Annotated in this window: 26 protein-coding genes and 1 pseudogene; 19 read left to right on the top strand and 8 right to left on the bottom strand. The window is 65.3% G+C overall.

Going from position 1 to position 26,345, the window contains the following annotated elements:
- Positions 1–61 precede the first annotated feature (61 nt).
- From CXQ90_RS17690 to dnaE, 8 genes are all read left to right on the top strand, one after another.
- The gene (locus tag CXQ90_RS17690) at positions 62–751 is read left to right on the top strand and encodes a polyphenol oxidase family protein (protein ID WP_104140671.1); all 690 of its coding nucleotides are present in this window, start codon (positions 62–64) and stop codon (positions 749–751) included.
- Positions 744–1,484: a YggS family pyridoxal phosphate-dependent enzyme gene (locus CXQ90_RS17685; protein WP_104140670.1), complete on the top strand. Its 741-nt coding sequence runs from the start codon at positions 744–746 to the stop codon at positions 1,482–1,484. Before CXQ90_RS17690 ends, CXQ90_RS17685 begins: the two co-directional genes overlap by 8 nt.
- Before the next feature lie 88 nt (positions 1,485–1,572).
- Entirely contained in the window at positions 1,573–2,100 is a 528-nt protein-coding gene (locus CXQ90_RS17680) for a cell division protein SepF (RefSeq protein WP_104140669.1), read from the top strand.
- Between the two features lie 129 nt (positions 2,101–2,229).
- On the top strand, positions 2,230–2,517 hold the full coding sequence (locus CXQ90_RS17675) for a YggT family protein (RefSeq protein ID WP_104140668.1): 288 nt from the start codon (positions 2,230–2,232) through the stop codon (positions 2,515–2,517).
- 171 nt (positions 2,518–2,688) lie between these two features.
- Positions 2,689–3,375 (top strand): DivIVA domain-containing protein, encoded by a 687-nt coding sequence (locus CXQ90_RS17670; protein ID WP_104140667.1) that lies wholly within the window; start codon positions 2,689–2,691, stop codon positions 3,373–3,375.
- 82 nt (positions 3,376–3,457) lie between these two features.
- Positions 3,458–4,030 carry a signal peptidase II gene (lspA, locus tag CXQ90_RS17665; protein WP_104140666.1) on the top strand — a complete coding sequence of 191 codons (573 nt, stop codon included), beginning with the start codon at positions 3,458–3,460 and terminating at the stop codon, positions 4,028–4,030.
- Positions 4,023–4,949: an RluA family pseudouridine synthase gene (locus tag CXQ90_RS17660; RefSeq protein WP_104140665.1), complete on the top strand. Its 927-nt coding sequence runs from the start codon at positions 4,023–4,025 to the stop codon at positions 4,947–4,949. Before lspA ends, CXQ90_RS17660 begins: the two co-directional genes overlap by 8 nt.
- A 35-nt stretch (positions 4,950–4,984) precedes the next feature.
- On the top strand, positions 4,985–8,542 hold the full coding sequence (dnaE, locus tag CXQ90_RS17655; RefSeq protein WP_104140664.1) for a DNA polymerase III subunit alpha: 3,558 nt from the start codon (positions 4,985–4,987) through the stop codon (positions 8,540–8,542).
- On the opposite strand, the gene CXQ90_RS17650 is transcribed toward dnaE, so the two are convergent.
- Complete coding sequence (locus CXQ90_RS17650) at positions 8,539–9,039, bottom strand: flavin reductase family protein (protein ID WP_104140663.1); 501 nt, start codon at positions 9,037–9,039, stop codon at positions 8,539–8,541. The two genes, dnaE and CXQ90_RS17650, sit on opposite strands and share 4 nt — an antisense overlap.
- 138 nt (positions 9,040–9,177) lie before the next feature.
- On the opposite strand from CXQ90_RS17650, the gene CXQ90_RS17645 reads away from it, so the two are divergent.
- The 3 genes from CXQ90_RS17645 (at position 9,178) to nrdR (ending at position 11,861) form a co-directional block, all read left to right on the top strand.
- Positions 9,178–9,741, top strand: coding sequence for a hypothetical protein (locus CXQ90_RS17645; RefSeq protein WP_104140662.1), 564 nt, complete (start codon positions 9,178–9,180; stop codon positions 9,739–9,741).
- A gap of 81 nt (positions 9,742–9,822) precedes the next feature.
- On the top strand, positions 9,823–11,229 hold the full coding sequence (gene hisD, locus CXQ90_RS17640; RefSeq protein ID WP_104140661.1) for a histidinol dehydrogenase: 1,407 nt from the start codon (positions 9,823–9,825) through the stop codon (positions 11,227–11,229).
- Positions 11,230–11,348: 119 nt separating this feature from the next.
- Entirely contained in the window at positions 11,349–11,861 is a 513-nt protein-coding gene (gene nrdR / locus CXQ90_RS17635) for a transcriptional regulator NrdR (protein WP_104140660.1), read from the top strand.
- Between the two features lie 144 nt (positions 11,862–12,005).
- Here the strand turns inward: nrdR and ppgK are convergent, their stop codons facing one another.
- Together ppgK and map are read right to left on the bottom strand one after the other, a co-directional pair.
- The gene (gene ppgK, locus CXQ90_RS17630; RefSeq protein WP_104140659.1) at positions 12,006–12,809 is read right to left on the bottom strand and encodes a polyphosphate--glucose phosphotransferase; all 804 of its coding nucleotides are present in this window, start codon (positions 12,807–12,809) and stop codon (positions 12,006–12,008) included.
- An 83-nt stretch (positions 12,810–12,892) separates the two neighbouring features.
- A complete protein-coding gene (gene map / locus CXQ90_RS17625) occupies positions 12,893–13,771 on the bottom strand; it encodes a type I methionyl aminopeptidase (RefSeq protein ID WP_104140658.1) in 879 nt (292 codons plus the stop codon).
- Positions 13,772–13,898: 127 nt separating this feature from the next.
- Between map and CXQ90_RS22195 the strand changes: the two genes are divergently transcribed.
- Positions 13,899–14,063, top strand: a complete 165-nt coding sequence (locus CXQ90_RS22195; protein ID WP_146068929.1) for an SPOR domain-containing protein — start codon at positions 13,899–13,901, stop codon at positions 14,061–14,063.
- A 44-nt stretch (positions 14,064–14,107) separates the two neighbouring features.
- On the opposite strand, the gene panB is transcribed toward CXQ90_RS22195, so the two are convergent.
- Complete coding sequence (panB, locus tag CXQ90_RS17620; protein ID WP_104140657.1) at positions 14,108–15,013, bottom strand: 3-methyl-2-oxobutanoate hydroxymethyltransferase; 906 nt, start codon at positions 15,011–15,013, stop codon at positions 14,108–14,110.
- A 265-nt stretch (positions 15,014–15,278) separates the two neighbouring features.
- Here panB and glnA (CXQ90_RS17615) point away from each other — a divergent pair, with 265 nt between their 5' ends.
- From glnA (CXQ90_RS17615) to CXQ90_RS17590, 6 genes are all read left to right on the top strand, one after another.
- Positions 15,279–16,619 carry a type I glutamate--ammonia ligase gene (glnA, locus tag CXQ90_RS17615; RefSeq protein ID WP_078028948.1) on the top strand — a complete coding sequence of 447 codons (1,341 nt, stop codon included), beginning with the start codon at positions 15,279–15,281 and terminating at the stop codon, positions 16,617–16,619.
- Between the two features lie 9 nt (positions 16,620–16,628).
- Complete coding sequence (locus CXQ90_RS17610; RefSeq protein ID WP_104140656.1) at positions 16,629–19,640, top strand: bifunctional [glutamine synthetase] adenylyltransferase/[glutamine synthetase]-adenylyl-L-tyrosine phosphorylase; 3,012 nt, start codon at positions 16,629–16,631, stop codon at positions 19,638–19,640.
- Positions 19,641–19,715: 75 nt separating this feature from the next.
- Positions 19,716–20,144: a VOC family protein gene (locus CXQ90_RS17605; RefSeq protein ID WP_104140655.1), complete on the top strand. Its 429-nt coding sequence runs from the start codon at positions 19,716–19,718 to the stop codon at positions 20,142–20,144.
- Positions 20,145–20,197: 53 nt separating this feature from the next.
- Positions 20,198–20,713, top strand: coding sequence for a GNAT family N-acetyltransferase (locus tag CXQ90_RS17600; RefSeq protein WP_104140654.1), 516 nt, complete (start codon positions 20,198–20,200; stop codon positions 20,711–20,713).
- A gap of 372 nt (positions 20,714–21,085) precedes the next feature.
- The gene (locus CXQ90_RS17595) at positions 21,086–21,601 is read left to right on the top strand and encodes a hypothetical protein (protein ID WP_104140653.1); all 516 of its coding nucleotides are present in this window, start codon (positions 21,086–21,088) and stop codon (positions 21,599–21,601) included.
- Between the two features lie 147 nt (positions 21,602–21,748).
- On the top strand, positions 21,749–22,408 hold the full coding sequence (locus CXQ90_RS17590) for a hypothetical protein (RefSeq protein ID WP_104140652.1): 660 nt from the start codon (positions 21,749–21,751) through the stop codon (positions 22,406–22,408).
- 321 nt (positions 22,409–22,729) lie between these two features.
- On the opposite strand, the gene glnA (CXQ90_RS17585) is transcribed toward CXQ90_RS17590, so the two are convergent.
- Positions 22,730–24,154: a type I glutamate--ammonia ligase gene (glnA, locus tag CXQ90_RS17585; protein WP_104140651.1), complete on the bottom strand. Its 1,425-nt coding sequence runs from the start codon at positions 24,152–24,154 to the stop codon at positions 22,730–22,732.
- 273 nt (positions 24,155–24,427) lie between these two features.
- On the opposite strand from glnA (CXQ90_RS17585), the gene CXQ90_RS17580 reads away from it, so the two are divergent.
- Complete coding sequence (locus CXQ90_RS17580) at positions 24,428–24,865, top strand: RDD family protein (RefSeq protein ID WP_104140650.1); 438 nt, start codon at positions 24,428–24,430, stop codon at positions 24,863–24,865.
- Positions 24,866–24,886: 21 nt separating this feature from the next.
- Here CXQ90_RS17580 and CXQ90_RS17575 read toward each other — a convergent pair whose 3' ends face one another.
- From CXQ90_RS17575 to CXQ90_RS23050, 3 genes and pseudogenes are all read right to left on the bottom strand, one after another.
- A complete protein-coding gene (locus CXQ90_RS17575) occupies positions 24,887–25,291 on the bottom strand; it encodes a DUF3817 domain-containing protein (protein WP_104140649.1) in 405 nt (134 codons plus the stop codon).
- 105 nt (positions 25,292–25,396) lie between these two features.
- A complete protein-coding gene (locus tag CXQ90_RS17570) occupies positions 25,397–26,143 on the bottom strand; it encodes a DUF4191 domain-containing protein (protein WP_104140648.1) in 747 nt (248 codons plus the stop codon).
- An 88-nt stretch (positions 26,144–26,231) separates the two neighbouring features.
- A pseudogene (locus tag CXQ90_RS23050) lies at positions 26,232–26,345 on the bottom strand (lipoyl synthase); the annotation flags it as partial.

The raw sequence follows: 26,345 nt of genomic DNA, 5'->3' as shown, positions 1-26,345 counted from the left end.
CTGCCGGCTCTGCCGTCCCCGCGTCCTCTGCCTGTTGCTCTCCTGATTGTCGGTGTTCTGATTGTTTTTGTGGCGTGCTGAAGTCCTGCCCGGCGTGTCTGTGGCGTTCACAGACACCGGGGCGGGCAACCTCGCATTGCACGTGGGCGACGACGCGCCGTCAGTCATGCACCGTCGGGAAGAGCTGGAACGCGCCGCGGGAATCGCGCCGCGCCGGTTCCAGTACATGAACCAGGTGCATGGAAACCATGTGTCAGTCATCGAAGCAGGCTGTGAGGCGCCGACGGCGGATGCCATGGTGTCCAGCAGCCTGCCGCTTGCGGTGATGGTGGCTGACTGCATTCCCCTCGTTCTGGTGGGCGCCGGCGCTCCCGGCCCCGTCCTTGGCGTGGTCCATGCGGGACGTCCCGGGATTTCCGCCGGCATTATCCCGGCCGCCGTGGAGCAGATGCGCGCGGCGGGTGCTGCCGACATCCGCGCCTGGCTAGGTCCGTCCGTCTGCGGGCGGTGCTATGAGGTGCCGGCGGAACTGCGGGCCGAGGTTGCCGCCGTCGTTCCTTCCGCGTGGTCAGATACCGCCTGGGGAACCCCTTCCCTCGACCTGCCGGCAGGTGCCGCGAGCCAGCTCGAATCTGTGGGCGTGCCCATTGAATACCGGGGCCCGTGCACCCTCGAAAACAACGCCCTGTTCAGCTACCGCAGGGATACCCGAACAGGGCGGTTCGCCGGGCTGGCGTGGACACATGACTGAGACGGACCAGGCGCGGGAAGATCCGCGGACGGATCAGCTCCGACAACGCCTGGAGGCCGTCAGACGGCGGATCTCCCTGGCGGCGGCGGCAGCGCACCGCACCGAAGATCCTCCGCGGCTGATCGTAGTCAGCAAGTTCCACCCCGCCGAGGACGTCCGCCGGCTGGCGGGGCTCGGAGTAACTGATTTCGGTGAAAACCGCGACCAGGAGGCATCGGAGAAGGCATCCCTGCTCCTGGACCTGGACCTCCGGTGGCACTTCGTCGGCCAGCTGCAGAGCAAAAAAGCCAAGACCGTGGTCCGGTATGCCCACGCCGTCCACTCCGTGGACCGGGCGCAGCTCGTGACGGCCCTGGAACGGGCCATGGCCGCCGAGCAGGAAAGGTCCGGGCGGGGCAGCCTCGATTGCTTCATCCAGGTAAGCCTTGACGAGGACGCCGGTGCCCACCGCGGCGGCGCGGCACCTGCTGACGTTCCGCTGCTGGCTGAACAGCTGGAAAATGCGGGCGGCCTTCGGCTCGCCGGCATCATGGCGGTTGCGCCCCTGGGTGCCGATCCGGACCGGGCATTTCAGAAACTCTCGGGGATATCAGCCCAGCTGAGGGGCGACTACCCCGCGGCTACGGGAATTTCCGCCGGCATGAGCCAGGACCTAGAGGCGGCCATCCGGTTCGGTGCGACACACCTCAGAATTGGTTCGGATATTCTCGGTTCACGCCCGGCCGTGCGGTAGCGTCTGAGTATTGGAAGTGAATGGCGGGCACTTTTGATGCTGTCAGGACTTTGGGCGGCCCGCTTACGGACACGATTAGGAGTCGACCATGGCCGGCGCTCTGCGCAAGACAATGATCTATCTTGGGCTCGCCGATGGCGATGAATACGAGTCTGAGCTTTCCACCCAGCAAAAAGACGAGGACCACTCAATGGAGCATGACCGTGAGGAACGCCGCGCCCCGGCGCCGGTCCGCGAGGTCGTCCGTGAAGTGCCACCAGCTGCCGAAGAGGAATACCGCGCACCCGTGACACCCATCAAGCGTGCGGCTTCGAGCCGCGAAGAGACCACTGGCCTGCGGCAGATCACCACGATCCACCCGCGGTCCTACAATGACGCCAAACTCATCGGCGAAAGCTTCAGGGACGGCATTCCCGTCATCATGAACGTCACCGACATGGGTGAGGCCGACGCCAAGCGCCTGGTTGACTTCTCCGCAGGCCTCGTCTTCGGCCTGCGCGGAAGCATCGAGCGCGTAACCAATAAGGTCTTCCTGCTGTCGCCGTCGTACATCGAGGTCATCGGCGACGACAAGAAGGCCAGCGAGACCACCGCCAGCTTCTTCAACCAAAGCTAAAAAGGCTCTCCGGGTGCCAGGCAGGGACACCTGCCTGGCATCCGTGCTGAAATAGTGGAAGCACAACACACGCAAGATCCACAGGACACTGCGGTATCCGGAATGAATCATGGAGATATTGGTTAGCTCATGGGAATAGTATTCGGGCTCGTCTATATCGTGCTGCTGTTCATCTTCGTGGCCCTGATTGTCCGCCTGGTCTTCGACTGGGTCCAGATGTTCTCCCGCGAATGGCGCCCCCGCGGCGTTGCCCTGGTGGCGGCCCACGCCGTGTACTCCGTCACGGACCCGCCTCTGAAGGTCCTGCGGCGGGTCATTCCGCCGCTACGGCTCGGGGGCGTCTCGCTTGACCTTGGTTTCCTGGTGCTTTTCATTGCACTCAGCGTGGCCATGGCTTTGACCAAATCCTTCGCATAACCCCATATCATCTTGCAGCGCAACGGCCGTTCGTGAAATGGAACGCCGCCCGCGCGGAGAATCTCCGGTTTGACATCACGGTGTTGAATTAGAGGAACCAGACCATATTTAGGTACCGTAGTTTTGACGGCCGGAAGGCCTACTGACTAACTAGACCAACGAGGTGACCAGATGGCTTTGACGCCAGAAGACGTTGTCAACAAGCGCTTTCAGCCGACCAAGTTCCGCGAAGGCTACGACCAGGATGAAGTTGATGACTTCCTGGACGAAATCGTCGTCGAACTCCGGCGCCTGAACCAGGAGAACGACGAACTTCGCAAGAAGCTCGCCGAAGGCGGTTCGGGATCGCCCGCAGCCTCCGCAGCGGTCGCACCGGTGGTTGAGAAGGTCCCGGCGCCCGCCAAGTCCGACAAGGATGAAACGCGTGCCAAGGCTGAAGCTGAGGCGAAGGCCGCTGAACTGGCCAAGAAGAAGGCCGCCGAGCAGGCAGCCCCGGTCCAGGCCCCCGCCGCCGCGGCCCCGGACGCCTCCGCGTCCGCTGCCGGCCTGCTGGCCATGGCACAGCAGATGCACGATCGCCACGTTGCGGACGGCCAGGAGCAGCGCGACAAAATCATCGCCGAAGCACAGATCGAGGCCAGCAGCCTCGTCAACGACGCCCAGGAGAAGTCCCGCAAGATCCTCGGCGCCCTGGAGCAGCAGCGGTCCGTCCTGGAGCGCAAGGTGGAGCAGCTTCGCGGCTTCGAGCGCGACTACCGCTCACGCCTGAAGGCCTACATCGAAGGCCAGCTGCGCGACCTGGATGCCCGCGGTTCTGTCGCTGCCCCTGAGGTCGGCGAAAGCAGCGCTGCCGTTTAGCACGTATTCTGAAAGCCGGTGGCTGAGGATTCCTCGGCTACCGGCTTTTGTGATTAACAACGGGTTCCCGAATGAAAGCACCATGACTGACGAACTAGCCGCTGATGCAGCGCACCCAGCCTCCTCTTCACCGCGGCCACAGCGCGCCGTGCTGCTGTCCCTGTTCGCAGGCTTCGCGGGGTTCGCGTACGTCTTTGATCAGCTCACCAAGCTGTGGGTCACGTCCAACATGGTCGAAGGTGAGCGGATCCCCGTGCTCCCGCCGGTGCTGCACTGGTACTTCATCCGGAATTCCGGGGCCGCGTTCTCGATCGGCGAGAACGTGACCTGGGTGTTTACGATCATCATGGTGGGTGTGGCTATTGCCATCCTGTTCCAGCTTCGCAAGCTCGGTTCGGCCTGGTGGGCGCTGGCCTTGGGACTCCTGCTCGGCGGCGCGCTGGGCAACCTGACCGACCGTCTCTTCCGGGCGCCGTCCTTCGCCATGGGCCACGTCGTCGACTTCATTCAGCTGCCCAACTTCGCCATCTTCAACATCGCGGACTCCGCCGTCGTCTCGTCCGTGGTCATCATCTGCCTCCTGACGCTGCGGGGCATCGCCCTGGACGGGTCGCACCACGCGGTCGCCAAACGGGACGGAACCAAGGATGTCTGAGCGCGTCGTCGTGCCCGACGAGCTTGACGGCAGCCGGATCGACGCCGGCCTGGCCAAGCTGATGGGCATGTCGCGCTCCCTCGCGGCCACGCTGATCGCCGAGGGGAACGTTCTCAGCGGCGGGAAGCCCGTGGGCAAATCCGCCAAACTCACGTCCGGCGCCGTGCTGGACGTGACGGTCCCGGAGCGTCGGGACCCCCTTGAAGTAGTGGAGGAAGTAGTGGAAGGCCTGAAGATTCTGCTGGACGACGACGACTTTGTGGTTGTCGACAAGCCGGTAGGGGTCGCGGCGCATCCGTCTCCCGGCTGGGTGGGGCCCACGGTGGTGGGCGGACTCGCCGGCGCTGGATACCGCATTTCCACCTCCGGCTCCCCGGAACGCGCGGGCATCGTCCACCGGCTCGACGTCGGAACCTCCGGCGTCATGGTGGTGGCCAAATCGGAACAGGCGTACACGGCCCTCAAACGGGCCTTCAAGGAACGCAGTGTGGACAAGGTCTATCACGCCGTGGTCCAGGGCCTCCCGGACCCGCTGCAGGGAACCATCGACGCCCCCATCGGCCGGCATCCCGGCCACGACTGGCGTTTCGCCGTCATTGAGGACGGCCGCCCCTCGGTCACGCACTACGAAGTTCTTGAGGCCTTCGGGAAGGCTACCCTCGTGGAGGTGCACCTGGAGACGGGCCGCACCCACCAGATCCGGGTCCACTTCGCCGCCCTCCGGCACCCGTGCGCCGGCGACCTGACCTACGGGGCAGACCCCCGGCTCGCCGCCACCCTCGGCCTCACCCGCCAATGGCTGCATGCCCGCCAGCTTGGCTTCGACCACCCGCGGACAGGGGAGCGTGTGACAGTCACCAGCGACTACCCCGAGGACCTGTCGTACGCGCTGGAAGTTCTGGAGTCCGGCAAGGCCTGACCATCAATGTCGGCGGGCGGCACTAGAATGGTCCGGTGACTTCCAGCAATGACTCGTTCGTCCACCTGCACACCCATACCGAATACTCCATGCTGGATGGTGCGGCCCGCCTGGGGGAGCTGTTTGACGAAACCGAACGCCTGGGGATGCCTGCCCTGGCCACAACGGACCACGGCTATCTGTTCGGCGCGTTCGATTTCTGGCGCAAGGCCACGGACAAGGGCATCAAACCGATCATTGGCGTCGAAGCCTATGTGACTCCCGGAACCGCCCGCGGCGACAAGAGCCGCGTCCGCTGGGGCGAGGAAAGCCAGCGCAAGGACGACGTCTCCGGCGGTGGTTCCTACACCCACATGACCCTCCTGAGCTATAACAACGTCGGTATGCGGAACCTGTTCCGTGCCTCCTCGATCGCCTCACTGGACTCTGTCTTCGGCAAATGGCCCCGGCTGGACCGTGAGCTGCTGAACACGTACTCGGAAGGGCTCATCGCCACCACGGGCTGCCCGTCCGGTGAGGTCCAGACACGGCTGCGGCTCGGCCAGTACCGCGAAGCGCTCGAGGCAGCCGCAGAGTTCCGCGACATCTTTGGCGCGGAGAACTACTTCTGCGAGCTCATGGACCACGGCCTGGATATCGAGCGCCGCGTCACGGGCGATCTGCTGCGCCTGGCCAAGGACCTGAACCTGCCGCTGGTGGCCACCAATGACCTGCACTACACGCACGAGCACGACGCGAAGGCGCATGAGGCCCTGCTGGCCATCCAGTCGGGTTCCACCCTGCTCGAGCCGACGTACGACAACGGCGGCTCCCGCTTCGCGTTCTCCGGCAGCGGCTACTACCTGAAGTCGCCGCGGGAAATGCGTGAGCTTTTCCGCGACCACCCGGACGCGTGCGACAACACGCTCCTGATCGCCGAGCGCTGCGAGGTTTCATTCAACACCGGCGCCAACTACATGCCCCGGTTCCCCTGCCCCGAGGGGGAGGATGAGACCTCCTGGTTGGTCAAGGAAGTCGACAAGGGACTCCATTACCGCTACCCCCTGGGCATCCCGGACAAGGTCCGCAAGCAGGCCGACTATGAGCTGGAAGTCATCACCTCCATGGGCTTCCCGGGCTACTTCCTCGTGGTGGCCGACTTCATCAACTGGGCCAAGAACAACGGCATCCGGGTAGGTCCGGGGCGTGGCTCGGGTGCAGGCTCCATGGTGGCGTATGCCATGCGCATCACCGATCTTGACCCGCTGCACCACGGACTGATCTTTGAGCGCTTCCTCAACCCGGACCGTGTCTCCATGCCCGACTTCGACGTCGACTTCGATGACCGGCGCCGCTCGGAAGTGATCGACTACGTCACGCGCAAATACGGCGACGAGCGCGTGGCCATGATCGTCACCTACGGCACCATCAAGACCAAGCAGGCCCTCAAGGACTCCTCGCGAGTGCTGGGCTACCCGTTCAGCATGGGCGAGCAGCTGACCAAGGCGCTGCCGCCCGCCGTGATGGCCAAGGACATTCCGCTGGCCGACATCCAGAACAAGGAAGCCAAACGCTACAGCGAGGCCGGTGACTTCCGCCAACTGATCAGCACCGACCCCGAGGCCGCCAAGGTTTTCGAGACGGCGCTGGGCATCGAGGGCCTGAAGCGGCAATGGGGCGTGCACGCCGCCGGCGTCATCATGTCCTCGGACCCCATCATTGACGTGATTCCCATCATGCGCCGCTTCCAGGACGGCCAGGTCATCACGCAGTTCGACTACCCGACGTCCGAGGGCCTCGGCCTGATCAAGATGGACTTCCTCGGCCTGCGGAACCTGACGATCATTTCCGACGCCCTGGAAAACATCAAGATGAACCGCGGCGTCGACCTCGACCTCGAAACCCTCGAACTTGACGACGCCGCGTCCTACGAGCTGCTGGCACGCGGCGACACCCTGGGTGTGTTCCAGCTCGACGGCGGCCCCATGCGGTCCCTGCTCAAGCTGATGAAGCCCGACAACTTCGAAGACATCTCCGCGGTGCTGGCCCTCTACCGGCCTGGTCCCATGGGCGCCAACGCGCACACCGACTACGCGCTGCGCAAGAACAAGATCCAGGAGGTTATCCCGATCCACCCGGAGCTCGAGGAGCCGCTCTCCGAGATCCTGGGCGGCACGTACGGGCTGATCGTGTACCAGGAGCAGGTCATGGCCGTGGCACAGAAACTCGCCGGCTATACCCTCGGCCAGGCCGACATCCTCCGCCGCGCCATGGGCAAGAAGAAGAAGTCCGAGCTGGACAAGCAGTTCGCCGGCTTCTCGCAGGGCATGCAGGACAACGGCTATTCCATGGCCGCGGTCAAGACCCTCTGGGACATCCTGCTGCCCTTCTCCGACTACGCCTTCAACAAGGCGCACTCGGCCGCATACGGCGTGATCTCCTACTGGACCGCGTACCTGAAGGCGCACTACGCCCCCGAATACATGGCCGCCTTGCTCACTTCAGTCGGCGATGACAAGGACAAGTCCGCGATCTACCTCAACGAGTGCAGACGGATGGGCATCACGGTGCTGCCGCCCGACGTCAACGAGTCGGCCCTCAACTTCACCCCTGTTGGCAATGACATCCGCTTCGGCATGGGCGCCATCCGCAACGTCGGCGTAAACGCCGTCGAGGCCATGGTGGCGGCCCGCGAAAAAGAAGGCGCCTACACGTCCTTCAAGGACTACCTCATGAAGGTCCCGGCCGTAGTCTGCAACAAGCGCACCATCGAATCCCTGATCAAGGCAGGCGCGTTCGACTCCCTGAAGCACCACCGGCGTGCCCTGGCCATGATCCATGAAGAAGCCATCGACTCCGTCATCACCCTCAAGCGCAACGAGGCGATCGGCCAGTTCGACCTCTTCGCCGGCTTCGAAGAGGCCGAATCCGAGGCGTCGCTGAGCATCGAGATTCCCGACCTCCCCGAATGGGAGAAGAAGGACAAGCTGTCGTTCGAACGAGACATGCTCGGGCTTTACGTGTCGGACCACCCGCTCCAGGGGCTCGAAGGGCTCCTGAGCCAGCACGCCGACCAGTCCATCACCTCGATCATCGCGGAGGACGGCCCGCACGACGGCGCGATCGTCACCATCGCGGGCATGATCACCTCGCTGAGCCGGCGGATCGCCAAGGCCAGCGGCAACGCTTATGCCCGGGCGGAGATCGAGGACCTGGGCGGATCTATGGAAGTGATGTTCTTCGGCCAGGTGTACGGCCCCATCGCGTCGGTCCTCGCCGAGGACCTGATTGTAGTGGTCAAGGGCCGGCTGCAGCGGCGGGACGACGGCGCCATCGCCTTGAACTGCATGGAACTGTCCGTGCCGGACCTCAGCGAGGGCACCAATGGCCCCATCGTGATCACGATGCCCACGCACAAGGCCACGGAGGCCGTGGTCACCGAACTCGGCGACGTGCTGCGCAACCACCGGGGCAACTCCGAGGTCCGGGTCCACCTGCAGGGCGACACCCGCGTGGAGGTCATGGGCCTGCCCGTGCACCTGCGGGTCAACCCCAACCCGTCCCTCTTCGGAGACCTCAAAGTGCTGCTGGGCCCTGCCTGCCTGGACGCCTAAATTTCGTAATCGAGCGGGACCGGCTGCCCGTACGCTCCGGAGTGGTACAGCAGCGGAGTGCCGTCTTCGCCCACTTCGCCCTCGACGACTTCCACCACCACCACTGCGTTGTTTTCGAAGGAGAGCCGCATCTGGATCTTTCCGACCAGCCACCCGGCCACATCCTTGAGCACGGGCACATCATGGGGCCCCAGGGCCCAGTGATCCCCGGCGAAGCGCTCCTTCGTGCGAGCAAATCGGTCAGCCAGCTCCTGGTTCTCCAGCCCCAGCATGTGGACGCCGATGTAGGTCGTATTGGCAACGGCGGGCCACGAGCTCGAGCTGCGGGCCATGTTGAACGTGAAGCGCGGCGGCTTGGCGGACAGGGATGCCACCGAGGTTGCCGTGAACCCGTAGGGCACGCCGTCGTAATTCACCGTGATAATTGCCACGCCCGCCGCGTGGCGCCGGAACATTTCCTTGAACGTGCCCTCGAAGGCGGTGTCATCTGAGGCCACTGTGATCTATCTCCCTGCTGAACCTGTTTGCTGATGTGTCTCTACTACAAGACTATTGGGCTTCCCCGGCGTTGCGTCATCCGGCGGGTGTCCAACCCGGTTTCCGCAGTGCGGACCAACATTTGTTAACGTTTCTTCATGACACAGCCTGCAACCGCACCTCCGGCCCGCCGCCATGACAAGCCGGGGGCCGGCCCGGAAGGCGTGCAACGGAGCTGGCCGTGGGCCGCGGGCATCATCGGGGCGGGCATCCCGGCGGGCCTGCTGTGGTGGCTCCTGGCTCCGGGCGGAATGAACTTTCTGTCCGGCAACGCTGCGCTGGCGTCGGGCACCAACAGCGCGGGCTGGCTCCCGCGGGACCTCGTCCTGGCCGGATTGTTCGTGTTCGCCGGCAGCCTTGTGGCCGTGCTGCTGTCCGGACGCAAGGACGGCGGAACGCGCCGCCTGCTGGTGGTCTCGGTGGCCGCAGGCGGCGCAGGGGCCGTCCTCGCCTGGCAGACCGGAGTGCTGGCAGGCCTCTGGCTGGGGCAGCCCGAGGACACGTCGGCGAATGCCAGCGTCGCCTTCTCGTTACGATCACACACCGTCCTGCTGCTCTGGCCGGCGGCCGTCGCCGCCGGCTATTTCGCCTTGCGCGTGATCAGCCTGCTGGGCAAGTCAAGAGACCCGGCCACCGAGCAGGGCGCAGGGCAGGGTTCCTAGCAGAGGCCGCCGCCCGGCACCGGACTGGACGGCATCCCGTAACACCGCAGGCGTGCGCGCCGCGGCGCGTAAAATGAACGGGTGACCACTTCTCCGGACAGCTCCGTACGCCCGACTTCCCCCGCCGTCGAACCCCGCAGTGCCGAATCCCGCAGTGTCGAATTCCGCACCGTTGACCTGCGGGGCCGGCGCCTGAGCCTCGCGGAGCTCCGCGAGGCAGTGCCGCGGGCACGGCACCAGACCGTGGCCGATGCAGAGCAGAAGGTCACGGACATCATTTCTGCCGTCCGCCAGCGCGGCTTTGCCGCCCTCGCTGACTTTGCAAAGGCGTTCGACGGCGTGGACCAGGCACATCCGCGAGTTCCGGCGGAGGCGCTCCAGTCAGCCCTGGACGGCCTAGACCCGGCTGTGCGGTCCGCCCTTGAAGAGTCCATCAGCCGGGCGCGGCGGTTCGCTGACGGCCAGCGGCCGGCCGACGTCGACGTCTCCCTCGGCGACGGCGCAGTGGTGAGCCAAAAGTGGGTTCCGGTGGCCCGCGTAGGCCTGTACGTGCCCGGCGGCCTTGCCGTCTACCCGTCGTCGGTCATCATGAACGTTGTACCTGCCCTGGCCGCAGGGGTGGAGTCCATCGCGCTGGCGTCGCCGCCGCAGAAGGACTTCGGCGGACTCCCGCACCCCACCATCCTGGCCGCCGCGGCACTCCTGGGCATCGACGAGGTGTACGCCATCGGCGGGGCCCAGGCCATCGCCGCGTTTGCCTACGGCGTTCCCGGCGCGGAGGGCGAGCCGGCCCTGGAGCCGGTGGATGTGGTGACCGGGCCCGGGAACATCTTCGTGGCCACGGCCAAGCGGCTCGTCAAGGGTGTCGTGGGAATCGATTCCGAGGCGGGCACCACGGAAATCGCCATATTGGCGGATTCGACGGCACGGGCCGCCTTCGTGGCCGCAGACCTGATCAGCCAGGCCGAACACGATCCGAAGGCCGCGTCCGTCCTGATCACGGACTCCCTCCAGCTTGCCGCGGAGGTGCGGGAGGAACTTGAACAGCAAGGAGCCTCAACCAAGCACAGCCAGCGCGTGCGCGAGGCCCTGTCCGGGCCGCAGTCCGGCGTCGTCCTCGTGGACGACCTCGAGCAGGGGATTGCCGCGTGCGACGCCTACGCGGCAGAACACCTTGAGATCATGACGGCGGATGCCGCCAAGGTGGCCTCGCGGATCCGGAACGCCGGCGCCATCTTCGTCGGGGATTACAGCCCCGTCAGCCTCGGCGATTACTGCGCCGGGTCAAACCACGTGCTGCCCACCAGCGGAACTGCGGCATTCTCGTCAGGGCTGAACGTGACCACCTTCCTGCGCGCCATCCAGGTCATCAACTACACGGAGTCCGCGCTGGAACAGGTCAGCGGACACATCGTCAGCCTGTCCGGGGCGGAAGACCTCCCGGCGCACGGAGACGCCGTGACAGCCCGCTTCAGGAACGGCCGCTAACCACTAGATGTAGTAATTACAGGCTTGTTATTCAGCTACATGTAGCCGTAAACTGGATCCGGAACAAGCTCCGGCCCATCTGAAGCCGGAGCGCCATGACGCACCGGGGAAGGAACAGCGTGTACTGTCCGTTTTGCCGCAACCCCGATTCCCGCGTGGTGGACAGCCGCATGGCCGATGACGGCTCCGCCATCCGGCGCCGCCGGCAATGCCCCGAGTGCGGGCGCCGTTTCACCACGGTCGAGACCACCAGCCTCTCGGTGATCAAGCGGTCCGGCGTGGGCGAGCCCTTCAGCCGCAGCAAGGTCATCAACGGCGTCCGCAAGGCCTGCCAGGGCCGGCCGGTCAGCGAGGACGACCTCGCCCTGCTGGCGCAGGAAGTCGAAGAAAACATCCGGGCCTCGGGCGCGGCGGAGATCGATGCCCACGAGGTGGGCCTGATCATCCTCGGCCCACTGCAGAAGCTGGACAAGGTGGCGTACCTTCGCTTCGCCAGCGTCTACCAGGCCTTCGAATCGCTGGAAGACTTCGAGTCCGCCATCGCACTGCTTCGCCATGAGGCCGAAGTGGAAGCCAAGGGTGCGGACGCGAAACGTTCCGAAGGCAAGAGCTCCGAAAAGAGCCCGCTCTAAGCTCCGGTGGCGGCAGCGGAGGGGAAGCCGCAGCCGCCACCGGCTCCACTAGGACAAGAGAAGGCGGCAGACAACGTGTCTGCCGCCTTTCTTTGTGGCCGGTCCGGTGCTGTGGGAGCCTCCGCTACGGGCGGTGCCCCGGAGCTACTTCGCCAGGTCGTGCTGCAGTGCGATTTCGATGGCAGCTCCGACGATGCCGGCCTCGTTCTTCAATTCGGCGGGAACGATCGGGGTGCGCAGCTTCAGGTGCGGCAGGTATTCGTCTGCACGCTTGGAGATGCCGCCGCCGACGATGAACAGCTCGGGGGAGAAGAGGAACTCAACGTGGGAGAAGTAACGCTGGAGGAGCACGCTGTACTCTTCCCAGCTAAGGCCGTCCCGTTCCCGCGCCACGGCTGAGGCTTTGCTTTCGGCATCGAAGCCGTCAATCTCGAGGTGGCCGAGTTCAGCGTTGGGCACCAGCTGGCCGTTGAAGATGAACGCCGAGCCAATGCCGGTGCCAAGCGTGATGACGAGGACCGTGCCGCGGATTCCGTCGCCTGCGCCGTAGCGGGCTTCCGCGAGGCCTGCGGCGTCGGCGTCGTTGATGACCTCCACGGGGCGGCCCAGCCGGGCCGTCAGCAGCGCGTCGATGTCGGTGTCGATCCAGCTCTTGTCCACGTTGGCGGCGGAGTGGACCACGCCGTGCTGGATAATGCCCGGAAAGGTCACGCCAACCGGGCTGTCAGTTTCGGGGGCGTCGGGGCGCGCCGACAGTTCTGCAACCACCTGCGCCACAACTTCCGCGACCGCTGCCGGGGTTGCCGGCTGGGGCGTGGCCAGCCGGAACCGGTCGCCGATCAGTTTGCCCTTCTTCAGGTCGACGATGCCGCCCTTGATTCCGGTTCCGCCGATGTCGATGCCAATCAGCGGTGCGTTCTTGCGGGTCTTTTCGTCCTTCTTGGCCAATGGGATTCCGTTCGTGGCAGGGTAGGGGGCTCGGGAGGGCAGGGGTGGCTTGCCGGATGGGGCCGCGGCGCGGCCGGCCGGCGTCAGGGAAGCGTGAGGATTTCGGCGCCCGATTCGGTGACCAGGAGCGTATGTTCGAATTGGGCGGTGCGCTTGCGGTCCTTGGTGACCACTGTCCAGTCGTCGGCCCACATGTCCCATTCGACGGTGCCGAGGGTCAGCATGGGCTCAATGGTGAACACCATGCCCGTTTCGATCACGGTGTTGTAGGCCGGCGCGGCGTCGTAGTGCGGAATGATGAGCCCGGTGTGGAACGCCTCTCCGACGCCGTGCCCGGTGAAATCGCGGACCACCCCGTAGCCGAAGCGCTTGGCATAGGACTCGATAGCGCGGCCGATCACGTTGATCTGCCGCCCGGGAGCCACCGCCTTGATGGCCCGGTTGAGGGATTCCTTGGTCCGCTCGACGAGCAGGCGCGATTCCTCGTCCACGTCGCCCACCAGGAAGGTGTGGTTGGTGTCGCCGTGCACTCCGCCGATAAACGCCGTGATGTCGATATTGAGGATGTCGCCGTCCTGGACCACCGTGGTGTCCGGAATTCCATGGCAGATCACTTCATTGAGCGAGGAGCAAAGGGACTTCGGGAAGCCGCGGTATCCGAGCGTGGAGGGATAGGCGTTGTGGTCCAGCAGGAACTCGTGGCCGATCCGGTCCAGTTCGTCGGTGGTGACGCCAGGCGCGATGTGCTTTCCCACTTCCACGATCGCCTGCGCGGCTATCCGGGCAGCGATGCGGATTTTCTCGATGGTCTCGGCCGACTTCACCTCGGAGCCGGTAAATTTCGCCGGGCCGGGCTTGCCGACGTACTCGGGCCGCGGGATTGACGCGGGTACAGGCCGCTGCGGGCTGACAGATCCCGGAGTGAGCGTGCCGGTGGGTGCGGTCGAGGCTAAGGAAGGCATAGATTGATCATATAAGGCAGCGCAGATTGCCATGTAAATTTATGCGGCATCCCGGCCCCGGTTGCGGTTTACGTTACGTGGATCACGTCGGCGGGGGCCCGGCGGCCACCGGAAGCGAGGAACGTCGATGCCCGAGTACTGGTACAACGTGAACACCCACGAGGTCGAAGAAGACGCGTTGTCGGACTGGAGCCAGCTGATTGGCCCCTACAAGACCCGGCAGGAAGCGGAGCACGCCCTCGAAAAGGTCAAGGCACGCAACGAAGCCTGGGAAAAGGGCGACGAGGACTGACCAACTGCCCCCCCGCGATGATGCGTGCTAGAAGCGGATGCGTCCTAGAAGGAGTGCTCCGGACCCGGGAACTGGCCCGAGCGGACGTCGTCGCCGTAGGCCTTGGCGGCATCGCTCAATGTTGTCCGCAGGTCCGCGTACTGCTTGACGAACTTGGCCATCTTGCCGCCGCGGAGCCCCGCCATGTCCTGCCATACCAGAACCTGGCCGGTGGTTACGTTGCCGGCCCCGATACCGATCGTGGGCACCTGCACTGCCGCGTCCACAGCCGCTGCGGTCTCGGCGGGAACCATTTCCATGAGGATGCAGAACGCGCCGGCGTCGGCGAGGGCGGCGGCATCCTCGATCAGCCGCGCGGCGTCATCGCCGCGGCCCTGCACGCGGTAGCCGCCGAGGGAGTGCTCGCTCTGCGGCGTGAAGCCGATGTGCGCCATGACCGGAATGCCCGCCTGCACCATGGCCTTGACCGTTTCCTCATAGAACTTGCCGCCCTCGATCTTGACGGCGTGCGCCAGGCCCTCCTTGAGGAAACGGACGCCAGTGGCAACCCCCTGCTGCGGCGATACCTCATAGCTGCCGAAAGGAAGGTCCGCCACCACCAGCGCCCGCTTCGCCGAACGCGAGACGGCGCGGCACAACGGCAAAAGCTCATCGACGGTGACGGGGAGGCTGGTTTCGTTGCCGAACACATTGTTTGACGCCGAATCGCCCACCAGCAGGACCTCGATGCCGGCCTGGTCGAAGATCTCGGCCGAGTACTGCTCGTAGGCGGTCAGCATCGCGAAGCGTTCACCGTTGGTCTTGGCCTGCTGCAGGTGGTGCGTGCGGATTCGGGACACGGCCTTTTTGGGGGTTTCCGACGCCGGCGCCGCAGCTCCCGCGGGTCCGTTGCCGTAAGGTGCCGGTACTTCCGCGGACGTGCTTGAGTCGGAACTGCTGCTTGAGGCCATGGCTAGAGCGTAATGCGAGACGCCGGGTCCTAGCTACCGGGCGGCGGGGGCCTCCCGGTGATTCGCGTCACAACCTGGCGTACGAGCGTGCGCCGCGGACGGCCGCCGGACACCGCTGGGGCACACCTATCGTGTTAACGCTGTGTTACGCGCCGCAGCTGCGCCAGCACCGCGCCGAAATGCTTAGTAAAGTGATTCGAGAGCTGCCGCGGCTTCGTCATCAACGGACCCGGGGCATGGACGTTGACCCGGAGAAGAGGCCTTCATGGACCGCCAGCAAGAGTTTGTCCTGCGCACGATCGAAGAGCGTGACGTACGGTTCGTGCGCCTGTGGTTCACCGACGTCGTGGGTTCACTCAAGTCTGTGGCGCTGGCGCCGGCAGAAGTCGAGGGGGCCTTTGAGGAGGGCCTGGGCTTCGACGGCTCGGCCATCGAGGGCTTGGCCCGGGTGTTCGAATCGGACATGCTGGCCCAGCCGGATCCGTCCACGTTCCAGATCCTGCCGTGGCGCGGCGAAACAGAGCAGACGTCCCGCATGTTCTGCGACATCCTGACGCCCGACGGCGAGCCGTCTGCCGCCGATCCGCGCAACGTCCTGAAGCGCACCCTGGCCAAGGCCGCAGACATGGGCTTCACGTGCTACACGCATCCGGAAATCGAGTTCTACCTCCTCAAGTCCCAGGAGCCCGGTCCGGACGGTTCACCCATTCCGGTGGATGAGGGCGGCTACTTCGACCACGTCCCCGGCGGCGTGGCACAGGACTTCCGCCGCACCGCGGTGACCATGCTCGAGTCCGTGGGCATCTCCGTGGAGTTCAGCCACCACGAGGCCGGGCCGGGACAGAACGAAATTGACCTTCGCTACGCGGACGCCCTCCAGACGGCGGACAACATCATGACGTTCCGGACCGTCATCAAGGAAGTGGCGCTGCAGCAGGGCACGTACGCCACCTTCATGCCCAAGCCGTTCACGGCGCACCCGGGCTCCGGCATGCACACGCACTTCTCGCTCTTTGAGGGCGACACCAACGCGTTCTACGAGGCCGGTGCCGAGTTCCAGCTCTCGGAAACCGCCCGTCAGTTCATCGCCGGCATCCTGAAGCACGCCCCGGAATTCACCGCCGTGACCAACCAGTTCGTGAACTCGTACAAGCGCCTGTGGGGCGGGGGAGAGGCGCCCAGCTACCTGAGCTGGGGCCATAACAACCGCTCGGCCCTGGTCCGTGTTCCGCTGTACAAGCCGGGCAAGGGTCAGTCCGCCCGCATCGAGTACCGCGGCATCGACTCGGCAGCCAACCCTTACCTCGCCTACGCGGTGCTCCTGGGTGCCGGGCTCAAGGGGATTGAGGAAGGCTACCAGCTTCCCGCCGCGGCGGAGGACGACATCTGGTCGCTGAGCTCGGCGGAGCGCCGGGCCATGGGCCACGATCCGCTCCCCGCGAGCCTGCATGACGCCATCCGCGCCATGGAGGATTCGGAACTCATGCCGCAGATCCTGGGCGAGCAGGTCTTCGAACACTTCCTGCGCAACAAGCGGGCCGAGTGGCAGGACTACCGCCTCCAGGTGACGCCCTATGAGCTGCAGCGCAACCTCGCCATCCTTTAGGCGGCTGCCGTGAGCCTCGCCCGCCGTCTTATTTCGGCCGGCTTCAGCGACCTGGAAAAGGGTGAGCGGTTCCTGGCTGCCCGCGAACTGGAAGGCATTGACCAGGACGTGCTCTTCGCCGGGCTCCAGCTGGCCGCGAACCCGGACGCCGCCCTGCAGTCCCTGGTCCGGCTTATCGAGAAGCACCCGGACCTGAGGAAGCTGGCAGCGGCAGACATTGATACCAGCGAGCCGCTGTACCGCGTCCTCGGTGCCAGCGAGGCGCTGGGCGAATTCCTCATCCGCCATCCGGAGCATCTGGACGCCTTCGACGTGACCGCCAGCCCGGAACCGCTGCAGGCGGCGCCGGACCAGCTGCGGGCCCAGCTGCTCAGGGCGGTCCGCGCAGACCCGAAAGCATCCCGGCCCGTGGCGGGGATCTCCGGCCCCGAAGCCTACGAGGCGCTGCGGACCGCGTACCGCCGGGGCGTGGTGGACCTGGCGGTCAAGGACCTGTGCGCCGCCGATCCGCTCGACTTCATGCCAGCCGTCGGGGCCGAGCTCGCGGACCTTGCCGGGGCAGCCATCGAAGCCGCCCTTGCCGTATCCCGGGCTGAGGCCGCCGCACAGTTCGATCCCGCCGAGGTCGCGGACGTGGCCCTGGCCGTGATCGGCATGGGCAAATGCGGTGCCCGCGAACTGAACTACATCTCCGACGTCGACGTCATTTATGTGGTCGAAGCCGGGCAGCCGGACGACGCCCGGGCCAACACCATCGGCACGGCGCTGGCCTCAGGCATCTCGCGCGCCATTTCGTCTCCGGCGCGGGAACCCGGCCTGTGGGAAGTGGACGCCAACCTCCGGCCCGAGGGAAAGTCCGGGCCCCTCGTCCGGACACTCGCCTCGCACCAGAGCTACTATGCGCGCTGGGCCGAGAGCTGGGAATTCCAGGCGCTGCTCAAGGCCCGGACCATCGCCGGCGACGCCGATCTTGGCACGCGGTATGAGGACGCGGTCTCGCCGCTGGTCTGGACTTCGGCGAGCCGGGAGGGGTTCGTCGAGTCCGTGCAGGCCATGCGCCGCCGCGTCACGGAACACATTCCGCCGGCGGAGGAACAGCGCCAGATCAAGCTCGGCAGGGGCGGGCTCCGGGACGTCGAGTTCACTGTGCAGCTCCTCCAGCTGGTCCACGGGAAGTCCGACGAATCACTGCGGCGCCGCGACACCACATCGGCGATCGCCGCCCTCTCCACGGGCGGCTACATCGGCCGCGCGGACGCCGCCGAGTTCGATCACGCCTACCGCTACCTGAGGCTGCTCGAGCACCGCATCCAGCTGTTTCAGCTGCGCCGGACCCACCTCATGCCCGTGAAGGAGGACGCGCTCCGGGCGCTGGCCAAGGCAGTCCTGGGGCCATTCTCCAGCGACCGTCCCCACCCGGACGCACTCATGGCCGCCTGGCAGAAAACGAAGCGCTCGGTCCGGGAGCTGCACGACCGGATCTTCTACCGCCCGCTCCTGAACACTGCCGCCAAGCTCAGCAGCGAGGACGCCCGCCTGACGCCTGAGGCTGCGCAGGGCAGGCTCGCAGCGCTGGGCTACCGCGATCCGCAGGGCGCCATGCGGCACATCGAGGCGCTCACCGCGGGCGTCAGCCGGCGCGCCGCCCTGCAACGGCAGCTGCTGCCCATCCTCTTAGGCTGGCTCGCCGAGGGTGTGGATCCCGACGCCGGCCTCCTCGCCTTCCGCCGGGTCAGTGAGGCCTTGGGGACCACGCACTGGTATCTGGGCATGTTGCGGGATTCCGCGGCGGCGGCGGAGCGGCTCTGCCACATGCTGTCCAATTCACGGCTCATTGCCGACCTTCTTGAGGTCTCGCCGGAATCCGTGGCATGGCTGGGGACTGACAAGGAACTGGCGCCGCTCAGCTTCGAGGCCCAATGGCAGGAAATTGCGTCGAAAATGTCCCGGCACGCGGATCCGGAAAGCGCCATGAGGCTCATCCGGCTGATCCGCCGTCGGGAAATCCTGCGCATCGCCATAGCCGACTCGGCCGGCCTGCTCGCGCAGGACCAGGTGGGGGAAGCCCTCGCAGAGACGGACCGGGCGGCCATCTGCGGCGCCTTGCGTGCGGCCGAGAACATCGTCGCCGCTTCCGGGCCGCTGAAGACGTCCGTTCTTGTCGTGGCCATGGGGCGACAGGGCGGCCGCGAGATCGGCTACGGCTCTGACGCCGATGTCATGTACGTCCACCGCGCGCTGCCGGGCGCGTCGGATGATGAAGCGCAGCACCAGGCCGCGAAGATCGTTGGGCATCTGTCGAGCCTGCTGACGCAGCCGCTAAAGCCGGCAATCATGGCAGAGCGGGTTCTGGCCGTAGACGCCGACCTGCGGCCCGAAGGCAAGAGCGGCGCGATGGTGAGGTCGCTCGAGTCCTACGCCGAATACTACCGGCGGTGGTCACTGGTGTGGGAAGCGCAGGCCCTCCTTCGTGCCCGGCCGATCGCCGGGGACGACCAGCTCGCCGCGGATTTCCGCCGGCTGATTGACCCGATCCGGTACCCGGCATCGCTCGCCGAAGCTGACGTCCGCGAAATCCGGCGGATCAAGGCGCGGGTCGAATCCGAGCGGCTGCCGCGCGGCGCGGATCCGGCCCGGCATCTCAAGCTCGGCCGCGGCGGGCTCAGCGACGTCGAATGGCTGGTTCAGCTCCTGCAGCTCCAGCATGCCGGACAGCACCCCGGGCTGCGCACGACGTCGACTTTAAAGGCGATCGAGGCAGCGGCTTCCCTGGGGCTGCTCGAGGCAGCCGACGCCGGGCTGCTCGCAGACGCGTGGCGGCTGGCCAGCCGGATCCGTTCCGCGAATGTGATCTGGACGGGCCGTGCGTCGGACCTGCTACCCTCCTCCCGGCGCGACCTGGAGGCGGTTGCCCGGTGGTGCGGGTACGAGGAAGGGATGGCAACGGCTTTCGAGGAAGACTACCTGCGCGTCAGCCGGCGCGCACGGGGTGTCTTTGAGAAGGTCTTCTACGGCCAGTAACTAGCCAACGGAGGAACGAATTCAGGCAGCCGGGAAGGGCTGACACGTGGTGGGCCAAGTGCTAGGTTGGGGCGCATGGCTACCCAAATCTACCTGAACCTGCCCGTCAAGGACCTGGACAGGTCGGTCCAGTTCTTCACGGCCCTGGGGTTTTCGTTCAACCCGGATTTCACCGATGAGAATGCCACCTGCATGATCATCAACGACGACGCCTACGTCATGCTCCTCGTCGAGGGATTCTTCAAGACCTTCACGTCCAAGAGCATCGCGGACGCCACCAGCAGTACGGAAGCGATCATGGCCTTCTCCGTGGACAGCCGCGAAGGCGTGGACGACATGTACCGGAAGGCCATCGCCGCAGGCGGCACGGAGTCCCAGCCGGTCCAGGACTACGGCTTCATGTACAGCCACAGTTTCCAGGACCCGGACGGCCACCTGTGGGAAGTGATGTGGATGGACCCGGCCGGGCCTCCGGCGGATGCCCCGGCGCCGCCGGAGGGATAGGGACGGCGCCGCCAAGGGGGATAGGGACAGCGCCGCGCGGGTAGGCTCAGCTCATGCTTTCCACCGTATGGCTGATTTCCCTCCGCGACCTTGATGCCGATGCCCGGTCCATCCACCTCGGCGAAGTGGCACGGATGGAAGTGGGGCCGGGCCAGGGCGACTTCGTGGGTGATCCCCTGCGCATGATGCTGGTGGGGCTTGAGGAAGAGTCCCGCAGGCCCTACGTCATTGAAGCGGGCGGGGAGGCAGTGGGCGTGCTGACGCTCCAGTCGGGAGCCGCCAGGCTCGCCGGATGGCCGGACGACGATTCCGTGTGGCTGCTGCGGGGTTTCCTGATTGACCGGCGCCGGCAGGGCGCAGGCCTGGGGAAGGCCGCGGCTGCCGCGGCTGTGGTTACCGCCGCGAGACTGACGGCGAGGACGGGAAGCGGCCAGACCGGCGTCGTACTTTCCGTCAACGAACGCAACGGCGCAGGCCAAGCCGCCTACCTCAAGGCGGGATTCGAGGATGCCGGCAGGTATCTGGGAGGCGACGCCGGGCCGCAGCGGACCATGTACGCCGCGTTCTGAGCCGGCTGCCGCCGTCACCACGGGTGCAGGCCGGGCATCCGAACCATTGCACGGTACGCGTTGCGTGCCTACTCTGTGTCTTGGCAGTGTTCTTCAAACCTTGTTGGGGGAGGGCTTGAAAGAGTCTTCGTCTCGGGGACACTCGCCGGAAAAGGCTGGCTCCACGGTCTCAGCACGCCTGGAGCCGGCTTTCGGCGTTCTGTCCCGGCGCCGTCAGCAGGACCGCAGTGTGACCACCACGGAGTGCGGAAAAGGAAATTGGGCGAACCGGAAGGCGTACCAGGCAGACGGGCCCCGGCGGCATCCCCGGAAGGACGGGGAAACGGCCCGCGGGGCACGGCGGGGCAGGACGCGGACCATGCCCGGGCGCAGATGAAAGGCAGCCGCGCCAGGAAGCACCGGAGAATCGAGCTGCTGCTCATCGGGGCAGGCGTGGCCGCCACCCTTATCGCCGCGGCTTACCAGTACTTCGGCATCAGGAGCACACTGGAAAGCAGTACGGCAGCGTCTTTGTATGCCCAGCAGCAGGAGATTGACAAGATCTTCGTGGAAAATGTGGACCTTCAGCCGTACTTTTGGCGCCGGCAGGAACTGCCTGACCCCGCCGCTATCCAGGATCCTGCCGCCAGGCTGGAGGCGCAGCAACTGGCCGCCAGGTCTGAAGCCACGGCCCACCGGATACTGGATCACTTTGCCCACTTGAAGTACCAGATGGGAACGCAGGCCTTCACCTCGGAACGGGCTGACTGGGAGGCTTATATCAGGCGAAGTTTCGCGGACTCGCTCGTCCTGTGCCGGGCCCTGTCCGGGGACAGGGAGGCCTTTGGCGGTGCCGGACCCGACTCGCTGTGGGGACTTTACGCGGAGGAGCCCTGCCGGGGAATTTGAGATCCGTGGGCCGGCTCACCCCTGTGGCTGATCCTCCGCCGGGGGTCGGATGGGGCGCGCCCCTACTTCGCCGCTCGTGGCTCTTTAATGCCAGGCCGGGTGTGCGTAGAGTGTGCCCAACGGTACCGAGCAAATGTCGGGGGAATCTTGAAACGACTATTCGCACCATTCGTCCTACTCCTCTTCGCCGCTGGCTGCGCGGCGCCCAGCACGGCGCCCACCACGGCCCCGGCCACCAGCACGCCCGCGGATGCGGGGACCGCATCGGCGGAGGCCACACCCGCACCCACTGTTCTTCCAGCGGCGAAATTTACGCTCAACACCCAGACCGGAGCGAAGATCACTTTCGAACTCCCCGCACCCGCAGCAGACCCGGCGCTAGAAACGCTTGAGGCGTTCCGGAAGAAAACGGGCGGCAAGCCCGTGTCATACGTCGTTGCGGATGTGGACAACCGGGCCGGTACTGAACCCGTGAAGATGTACCAGATCAACGCATTCGACAAGGACGGCCGGGAATACACCTTCGGCGCCGTTTCGGAGGTCCTTGATACATGGAAACCGACTTATCGCAACGATTTTGAATATAAGCTGCCGGACGGCAGGATCGTGGATAATGCGACGGGCAGCGCTTTGAGCAACGAGGCGTCCGAGTTGCACGACGCCAACTTGGATGGCGCTGACGTTGCCAAACAAGCGAAGATCGTCCTCGCTTCCATTGACGTTGACCTGCCAGACAAGTTCTCGAGGGTTTCGATACAGCCTTCAGGATCCGGGCAGGGCGAGGACGCCACCCCAGTTCCGGGGTAAATGGTCATTCGACGAAAGCAACCTCCGCACATGGGGGATGTGCGGAGGCTGCCGTGTCTAACGCTACCGGCGGGTAGGTTAGTCACTCAACTGGACTAGAGAGCGTGTCAGCCGATTCGTTCCTCTGGCTGCCGTATCAGCCGTCTACCGTTTCCGTGGAGCCGGCGCACGGCGCCGATGGCCGGGAAGCAGGAGCAGCTCGGATGGGTCCGCAGACGGCAAAAGGCCGGCCCCAGGTGGTGAAACCCGGGGCCGGCCTTGCTGTAGCGAGATTCTTGCGGACTACCTGCGGACTAATGCCGCTCTAGCCGCGTGATCTAGCTAGACGCCGTAGTAGAGCTCGAACTCGTACGGGTTCGGGCGCAGCGACAGCGGGCGGATCTCGTTCTCGTACTTGTACTCGATCCAGGTGTCGATCAGGTCCTGGGTGAACACGCCGCCGGCCTGCAGGAACTCGTTGTCCTCGGCCAGGGCTTCCAGGGCTTCCTCAAGCGTGCCCGGAGCCTTGGGGATGTCCTTGGCTTCCTCGGCGGGGAGCTCGTAGAGGTCCTTGTCGATCGGTGCCGGGGGCTCGATGCGGTTGCGGATGCCGTCGATGCCGGCCATCAGCTGGGCAGCGAAGGCCAGGTACGGGTTGGACGAGGGGTCCGGAGCGCGGAACTCGATGCGCTTGGCCTTCGGGTTGGAACCCGTGATCGGGATGCGGATACCGGCGGAGCGGTTGCCCTGCGAGTAAACCATGTTGACCGGAGCTTCGAAGCCCTTGACCAGGCGGCGGTAGGAGTTGACCGTCGGGTTGGTGAACGCCAGCACAGCCGAGGAGTGCTTCAGGAGGCCGCCGATGTACCAGCGTGCCATGTCGGACAGGCCCGCGTAGCCCTTTTCGTCGTAGAACAGCGGCTCGCCGCCGTTCCAGAGCGACTGGTGGCAGTGCATGCCCGAGCCGTTGTCACCGAAGACCGGCTTCGGCATGAACGTGACGGACTTGCCCCAGGCATCGGCGGTGTTCTTGATGACGTACTTGAACTTCTGCAGGTCATCAGCCGCGTGGGTCAGCGTGGTGAACTTGTAGTTGATTTCAGCCTGGCCGGCGGAGCCGACCTCGTGGTGGCTGCGCTCGACCTCAAGGCCGGCCTCGTCCAGTGCAACACACATGGCGTCGCGCAGGTCAGCCTGCTTGTCCGTGGGGGAAACCGGGAAGTAGCCGCCCTTGACGGGGGTCTTGTAGCCGAGGTTTCCGCCTTCTTCCTCGCGGCCGGTGTTCCAGTGAGCTTCTTCGGAGTCGATCTTGTAGAAGCTGCCCTGCGGGGAGGACTGGTACTGGACGTTGTCGAACACGAAGAACTCTGCCTCGGGGGCGAAGAACGCGGTGTCGGCGATGCCGGTGGAGGCGAGGTAGGCTTCGGCCTTCTCGGCAACACCACGGGGGTCGCGGTGGTAGGGGTCACCGGTGCGGGGGTTCACGATGGAGAAGTTCAGCGCAAGGGTCTTCTCCATGCGGAACGTGTCCAGGAATGCGGTGGTGACATCCGGAATGAGCTGCATGTCGGACTCTGCGATGCCCTGGAAGCCGCGGATGGACGATCCGTCGAAGAGCTGGCCGTTGACGAAGAAATCAGCGTCCACGCTCTTGGCGGGCACGTTGAAGTGCTGCTGAACGCCAGGAAGATCGGTGAAGCGAATATCAACGAACTTAATATCTTCGTCTTTGATGAACTTGAGGACTTCGTCCGCAGTCTTGAACATCTATGCTCCTTACGCATATGTAATAACTGGCTGGAAAGCCATGTGGCCCAGCGCAATCCGAAGGGGCGAAAACACAAAAGTGTCCCCGCTCCCAGCTCGCTAGCAACTGTTACCACCCTAGGGACACGGGATTTCTCGTCCGTGTCCGCATTGTTTCCGGCAGGTTACAGAACCGCCTGATAAGTAAACGCTATATGGAGTCCACACTGTGGTCCATCCGCATCCACAGTGTGAGCGTCCGTGGCGGGGCGGGCGGCTCGCTAAACTGGAACGGTGGTAGATCGCAAAGACATCGGCTCCTGGCTCAGCGGGCCGGACACTTCCGGCATTTCGAAGTACCCGGGGGAGCGCCTTGGCCTTCCCGAATCGGGCCCCGGGTCCATCGCCCGGGCCGGACGCAGAATCCTGGCGATCACCATCGACTGGACCATCGCGCTGCTGATCAGCAACTTCTTCTTCGCCGGAAACTCCTGGGCCACGCTGGCTGTCTTCGCCGCTGAGCAGATCCTGCTGATCGGCACGCTGGGCTACAGCATCGGGCACAGGGCGCTGGGGATCCACGTGGTACGACTGGGCGGTGCGCCGGCCGGGCCCGTCGCGGCGCTTGTCCGCACACTGCTCCTCTGCCTAGTGGTGCCGGCGGTCATTTTCGATCCCGACCACCGCGGTCTGCATGACAAAGCCATGAACACGGTTCTCGTACGGATGTAGCTGCGCTTTGACGCAGCTCGTCTAGCGGACCGCAGTCTCTTCCCCGGCCAGCTCCTGAGCGGGGGACGCCCCGTGCGGGCCGGCCGCCGTAATTTCGGAAGCGCTCGTATCGGCTGCTGTAAGGTGCCCGCGGCGGTCCGCCCAGCGCTCAAAAAGCACGGTGGCAAAGGGGAAGACTGCCGACAGCCCGGCGAACACCGCCACGACGAACGGCCAGCGCTGCAGCCGCCACAGGACCAGGGCGGCGATGCCGTACCCGATGAACAGTGCGCCGTGCACAGGGCCGGCGATCTCCACGCCGAGTTCGGTGGTCCGGGCGATCCACTTGAAGTACATTCCGGTCAGGAGGGCAGCCCAGCTGAACGCTTCGGCTACAGCCAGAAGCCGGAAGACGCGGATGACGGCAGGCGTTGACGGATATTTCATGAGGGCTCTCCGGCTTCAGTTCGTGTCGGGCTGGCATGGCGATTCTGACAAAAGCGCCCCGGAGCCGCCGCTGATGCGGCGGCCGCCGGGGCGGTTCAAGTGTGTTTAGCGTCCGCGCTGGGGGCGGGCCTTGTAGGGATCGATGCCCTTGGGGATGGGAAGCCGGCCGCCCAGTGATGAGATGCGCTTGGAAACCGCGCTGACCTCGGTCTTGGTGAGTTCCTTGTTCAGCTTGTTCATCTTCTTTGCAACCTGGCTGATCGGGACCTGGCCTTCTCCGCGGCCGCTCTCAATGATGTGGACCGTGACGTTGGGCAGGATCCGGACCAGCTTCTTCCGCTCGGCCTCGACCAGGGGCCTGACACGGTGCGTCGGTCCCTCCGAGACGAGGACGACGCCGGGGCGGCCGATGGCGCGGAAGACCGCATCCTGCGTGCGCGGATTGACGGCGACCGGCTGCTCTTCCGTGATCCAGCCCCGCTTGAGCGTGCTCAGCGCGGCGCCCGATGCTCCCGGCTGGTTCTCGATCTGAGCGAACGCAGCACGCTCTGCCCGTCGTGACAGGATCAGGGTGGCGGCGAGGAAGCCGAGCGGGATGCCGATGATGAGGGCGGTGATCCAGTTTTCCAGCAGCAGGCCGATGATGAGGCTGACGGCCACAACGCCAAGGAACGCCAGCAGCATGAGCCACGGCACCATGGGATCGTGGCGGCGGGTCATGTTGAAGACTTCGCCGATCTGCTTGAGCCGGCTGGGCTTCTTAACCTTTGCCGCTTTGGGCTTGCGCGAGAAGAGGCCGCGCTTGGGAGCGTCAGCTGCCGGTGAATTGCTGGAATCAGGGGATTTCGCCATAGTGCCTTAATTCTACGTGATCCACGACAAAGGGCCGGACGCCGGTGAACCCGGCCCCGGCCCCCGGCCAAGGAAAAGAGATGTTTCTTTAGGAGCGCACCGCGAGCAGTGAGCTGGCTTCCTGGCGGGTGCTGCCGGAGCTTTCGATGTGTGCCAGTTCGGCCGGGATTTCCCAGCCCTTCTTGCGCATCGCGGTGGCCCA

This window comes from Arthrobacter sp. ZGTC131 (assembly GCF_002929275.1).
Lineage (GTDB): Bacteria > Actinomycetota > Actinomycetes > Actinomycetales > Micrococcaceae > Arthrobacter.
The sequence above is the reverse complement of the archived record's forward strand: the minus strand, read 5'-3'. Positions and strand labels throughout refer to the sequence as shown.

Coding starts and splice junctions, on each gene's coding strand:
- glnA (WP_104140651.1), bottom strand. CDS start 24,154: ATGTTCAAGACTGCGGACGAAGTCCTCAAGTTCATCAAAGACGAAGAT.
- panB (WP_104140657.1), bottom strand. CDS start 15,013: ATGGCCTCAAGCAGCAGTTCCGACTCAAGCACGTCCGCGGAAGTACCG.
- CXQ90_RS17575 (WP_104140649.1), bottom strand. CDS start 25,291: ATGAAATATCCGTCAACGCCTGCCGTCATCCGCGTCTTCCGGCTTCTG.
- CXQ90_RS17670 (WP_104140667.1), top strand. CDS start 2,689: ATGGCTTTGACGCCAGAAGACGTTGTCAACAAGCGCTTTCAGCCGACC.
- CXQ90_RS17595 (WP_104140653.1), top strand. CDS start 21,086: ATGAAAGGCAGCCGCGCCAGGAAGCACCGGAGAATCGAGCTGCTGCTC.
- CXQ90_RS17605 (WP_104140655.1), top strand. CDS start 19,716: ATGGCTACCCAAATCTACCTGAACCTGCCCGTCAAGGACCTGGACAGG.
- CXQ90_RS17680 (WP_104140669.1), top strand. CDS start 1,573: ATGGCCGGCGCTCTGCGCAAGACAATGATCTATCTTGGGCTCGCCGAT.
- CXQ90_RS17570 (WP_104140648.1), bottom strand. CDS start 26,143: ATGGCGAAATCCCCTGATTCCAGCAATTCACCGGCAGCTGACGCTCCC.
- glnA (WP_078028948.1), top strand. CDS start 15,279: ATGGACCGCCAGCAAGAGTTTGTCCTGCGCACGATCGAAGAGCGTGAC.
- CXQ90_RS17600 (WP_104140654.1), top strand. CDS start 20,198: ATGCTTTCCACCGTATGGCTGATTTCCCTCCGCGACCTTGATGCCGAT.
- CXQ90_RS17645 (WP_104140662.1), top strand. CDS start 9,178: ATGACACAGCCTGCAACCGCACCTCCGGCCCGCCGCCATGACAAGCCG.
- CXQ90_RS17675 (WP_104140668.1), top strand. CDS start 2,230: ATGGGAATAGTATTCGGGCTCGTCTATATCGTGCTGCTGTTCATCTTC.
- CXQ90_RS22195 (WP_146068929.1), top strand. CDS start 13,899: ATGCCCGAGTACTGGTACAACGTGAACACCCACGAGGTCGAAGAAGAC.
- lspA (WP_104140666.1), top strand. CDS start 3,458: ATGACTGACGAACTAGCCGCTGATGCAGCGCACCCAGCCTCCTCTTCA.
- map (WP_104140658.1), bottom strand. CDS start 13,771: ATGCCTTCCTTAGCCTCGACCGCACCCACCGGCACGCTCACTCCGGGA.
- CXQ90_RS17685 (WP_104140670.1), top strand. CDS start 744: ATGACTGAGACGGACCAGGCGCGGGAAGATCCGCGGACGGATCAGCTC.
- CXQ90_RS17660 (WP_104140665.1), top strand. CDS start 4,023: ATGTCTGAGCGCGTCGTCGTGCCCGACGAGCTTGACGGCAGCCGGATC.